The sequence below is a fragment of the Mycobacterium sp. genome (assembly GCF_036273375.1).
Taxonomy (GTDB): domain Bacteria; phylum Actinomycetota; class Actinomycetes; order Mycobacteriales; family Mycobacteriaceae; genus Mycobacterium.
Window position 1 is genome coordinate 1 of the sequence record NZ_DASUHS010000125.1, and the last position, 3,140, is coordinate 3,140.

General features: G+C 66.4%; 3 protein-coding genes. 1 reads left to right on the plus strand and 2 read right to left on the minus strand.

Annotation, left to right across the window (positions count from 1 at the left end; all coding sequences use genetic code 11):
* Positions 1-890 (minus strand): non-homologous end-joining DNA ligase (gene ligD, locus VFW69_RS12185; protein ID WP_526501534.1); only part of this gene is annotated, 890 nt, incomplete at its 3' end.
* A gap of 26 nt (positions 891-916) precedes the next feature.
* Between ligD and VFW69_RS12190 the strand changes: the two genes are divergently transcribed.
* The gene (locus VFW69_RS12190; RefSeq protein ID WP_526501536.1) at positions 917-1,987 is read left to right on the plus strand and encodes an ATP-dependent DNA ligase; all 1,071 of its coding nucleotides are present in this window, start codon (positions 917-919) and stop codon (positions 1,985-1,987) included.
* 142 nt (positions 1,988-2,129) lie between these two features.
* On the opposite strand, the gene VFW69_RS12195 is transcribed toward VFW69_RS12190, so the two are convergent.
* On the minus strand, positions 2,130-3,140 hold a 1,011-nt coding region (locus tag VFW69_RS12195), incomplete at its 5' end, for an HNH endonuclease signature motif containing protein (protein WP_526501538.1).

Sequence of the window (3,140 nt, forward strand, 5' to 3'; positions counted from 1 at the left end):
GCGATCGATTGGACCGCGTCATCCATTGCGGCCCAAGGGTCTTCTCGGTCCTTGACCAGATCGGGCACGGTTGCCATGGTGTAGTCGTCCGGCTCGGCGTCGGCGAGCTCCTCCCACGTCAGTGGCATCGATACCGTCGCGATCGGGGTGCGCCGCACCGAATATGGCGACGCCATGGTGCGGTCCCGAGCGTTCTGGTTGAAGTCGATGAAAATGCGCTCGCCGCGTTCTTCCTTCCACCAGGACGTGGTGACGGCGTCGGGCGCGCGGCGCTCGACTTCGCGGGCCAGGGCGATGCCGGCGCGGCGCACCTCGATGAAGTCCCAGTCTGTGGCGATCCGCAGAAAGACGTGGATTCCGCGGCCACCCGAGGTCTTCGGGTATCCGGCCAGACCGAGTTCGTCGAGCAACGGCCGCAGCACGTCGACCGCAACGGTGCGCGCCTGCTCGAAGGCGACACCCGGTTGCGGATCCAGATCGATGCGCAGTTCGTCGGGATGGTCGGTATCCGGGCAGCGCACCTGCCACGGGTGCAAGGTGACCGTGCCCATCTGCGCCGCCCACACGACCGCTGCCGGATGGGTCACCTTCAGCGCGTCGGCCGTCCGCCCCGACGGAAAAGTCACCTGACACGTCTGCAAGTAGTCGGGGTGGTGCTGCGGGATCCGCTTCTGGTAGATCTCCTCGCCGTCGATGCCGTCCGGGAAACGCTGCAGATGGGTGGGCCGGTCGCGCAGCGCGTCGAGCATCGGACCGCCCGCGACGGCACGGTAGTAGTCCACCAGGTGTCGCTTGGTGCCCTTCGACCCCAGTTTGGGGAAATACACCTTGTCCGGATTAGTAAGGCGCACCGCGATGCCGTCGACGTCGAGCTCTTCTGCAGCAGCCATACCTCCGATTCCAGCACAATCAGGCTATGGACCTCCCTGTCATGCCGCCGGTATCGCCGATGTTGGCTAAATCGGTGCGCTCAATTCCCCCTGACGCGTCCTACGAGCCCAAGTGGGACGGCTTCAGGTCGATCTGTTTCCGCGACCGCGACCAGGTCGAGCTGGGCAGCCGCAACGAACGGCCGATGACGCGGTATTTCCCGGAGCTGGTCGCCGCGGTCAGGGCCGAGCTGCCGGACCGCTGTGTGATCGACGGCGAGATCGTCATCGCCACCGAGAACGGGCTGGATTTCGAGGCGCTGCAACAACGCATCCACCCGGCCGACTCGCGGGTGCAGATGCTCGCCAAGACCACGCCGGCGTCCTTCATCGCGTTCGATTTGCTCGCCCTCGGCGACGACGACTACACGCGACGCCCCTTCAGCGAACGGCGCGCCGCCCTGGCGGACGCCTTGGCGGACTCGGGGCCTTCGATCCATGTCACGCCGGCGACGACCGATCTGGACACCGCGCGGCGCTGGTTCGACGAATTCGAGGGCGCCGGCCTCGATGGCGTGATTGCCAAGCCGCTGGACATCACGTACCAACCGGACAAGCGGATCATGTTCAAGATCAAGCACGAGCGGACGGCCGACTGTGTGGTCGCCGGCTACCGGGTGCACAAGTCCGGCGCCGGCGCGATCGGTTCGCTGTTGCTCGGTCTCTATCAGGACGATGGCCAGCTCGCGTCGGTCGGGGTCATCGGCGCCTTTCCCATGGCCGAGCGGCGACGGCTGTTCGACGAACTACAACCGCTCGTCACCGATTTCGAGGATCACCCGTGGAATTGGGCCGCGCACGAAGCCGGCGAGCGGACTCCTCGCAAGAACGAATTCTCGCGCTGGAACGCAGGTAAGGACCTGTCGTTCGTACCGCTGCGGCCCGAGCGAGTGGTCGAGGTCCGCTACGACCACATGGAAGGCCGGCGGTTTCGTCATACCGCGCAGTTCAATCGGTGGCGCCCGGACCGCGAACCGCGCTCGTGTACCTATGAACAGCTCGAACAACCGGTGACGTTCAGCCTCAGCGAGATCGTGCCGGGGCTCGGTTCGGGCTAGGTCGGCGGTCGATTCCCGGCCGGACGGCGTCTGAGCCGGGATGTCGGCTTCGATTGTCACGATGCCTGTTGTCGCGCGTATCGCGAACGAATTTCTTGATACCCCAACCCGTTTGAGCTTTGATCCGGTGCTGGTGAGCTACCTAGTTGGTTGTCGGTGGTGGTTGCGGCTGGAAGGGTTCGTACCACCACCAGTCGGCGCGCTCACCGGTGGGCCCGGGACACGGCGTGACGGCGGGCGGGGGTTTAGTTGGTGGGCGCGCGAGCGATCCCGAGCGCAGTGGTCGCCCGGAGCTGTCGGTGACGCCGAGATCGTCGGCGGGTCCGGCGATGGCGATGACGCCCTGGTGGTGCAACCGGTGGTGATAAGGGCATACCAACACCAGGTTGGCCAATTCGGTCAGACCGCCGTCCTCCCAGTGCCGGATGTGGTGTGCGTGCAGACCGCGGGTGGCCCCACAACCCGGAACCACGCACGCGGGATGGCGGTGCTCGAGCGCGCGGCGCAGCCGTCGGTTGATCACCCGCGTCGCACGGCCCGCACCGATGACCTCGCCGTCACGTTCGAACCACACTTCACACGTGGCATCACAGGTCAGGTATCGACGTTCGGCGTCGGTGAGCAGCGGACCCAGATGCAGCGCCGCGACGGGCTGCTGAGCGTCGACGTGCACCACTACCGTGGTCTGATGCCCGTGTGGCCGGCGGGCCGCCTCGGCGTCCCATCCGGCCTCGACCAGACGCATAAACGCCTCGCCAGTGCTCGGCAACGGCGGCGCCTGATCGCTGGCGCCCTCGCCATTGCTGCGATCGTGCTTCCACTCCGCGATCAGCGCATCACGATGCGACGCCAGCGCCGCGTCGAACTTCGCCGCATCCAGGTGTGGAAGTGTGATACGCCAACAGGTGAACTCCTCGCCGGAGGTCATGGTGATCGAGCGCTGCGGTTCAGGCCGAGAATCGGGTTCGGGTCGCGGTTCCAGCTTGACCGCCGTACGCAGCTGGTTAACCGTCGCGACCTCGGCCAGCTGCGCGTAGTGCTCATCAGACCCCTCCCCGGCCCGCGCCGCGATGACGCCAACCTGATCGAGCGACAGTCGGCCCTCCCGCATGCCTAGGGCGCAACGAGGAAACGCCTCGAGCCGGCGCGCGAC

Bases quoted from the DNA above. Each gene is read 5' to 3' on its own strand.
- VFW69_RS12190 (WP_526501536.1), top strand. From the start codon at position 917: ATGGACCTCCCTGTCATGCCGCCGGTATCGCCGATGTTGGCTAAATCG.